This window comes from Aeromonas sp. PrichA-15 (genome assembly GCF_017939245.1).
Lineage (GTDB): Bacteria > Pseudomonadota > Gammaproteobacteria > Enterobacterales > Aeromonadaceae > Aeromonas > Aeromonas caviae.
Genome location: NZ_JAGKRH010000228.1, coordinates 1 through 451, shown reverse-complemented (window position 1 = coordinate 451; position 451 = coordinate 1). Strand labels below are relative to the sequence as shown.

The window sequence follows — 451 nt, the reverse complement described above, 5'->3', positions numbered from 1 at the left end:
GGTATTCCCCCCATTCTTAGGGGCACTCAAAAGTAGAGGTCATGCGGCCTGCATTAGGCGCTGTTTTGGTGTGTAGCCACCCAGCGCCATATTGGGCCGCTCATGGTTATACGTCCACAACCAGTTTGTGGCAAATGCCTGCAATTCATTCAGTGACTCAAACAGGTAATGACCCAGCCAGTCGTAACGTACCGTGCGGTTAAACCGCTCGATATACGCGTTCTGTTGGGGATTGCCCGGCTGGATATACCGTAGCGCTATCCATTCCTGCTGAGCCCAGCGCTTGAGCTCCTCGCTGATATATTCCGGGCCATTATCGCAGCGGATCTCCACCGGCTTTCCCCGCCACGCGATCACTTGCTCCAGCGCCCGTTTGACCCGTGTGGCAGGCAAGGAGAAATCCACCTCGATGCACAGTGCTTCGCGGTTGAAGTCGTCGATCACATTAAAC

Annotated in this window: 1 protein-coding gene; it reads right to left on the bottom strand. The window is 55.0% G+C overall.

From position 1 onward, the window contains the following. Positions 1-39: 39 nt before the first annotated feature. Positions 40-451 (bottom strand): integrase core domain-containing protein (locus J9889_RS19765; protein WP_210557811.1); only part of this gene is annotated, 412 nt, incomplete at its 5' end.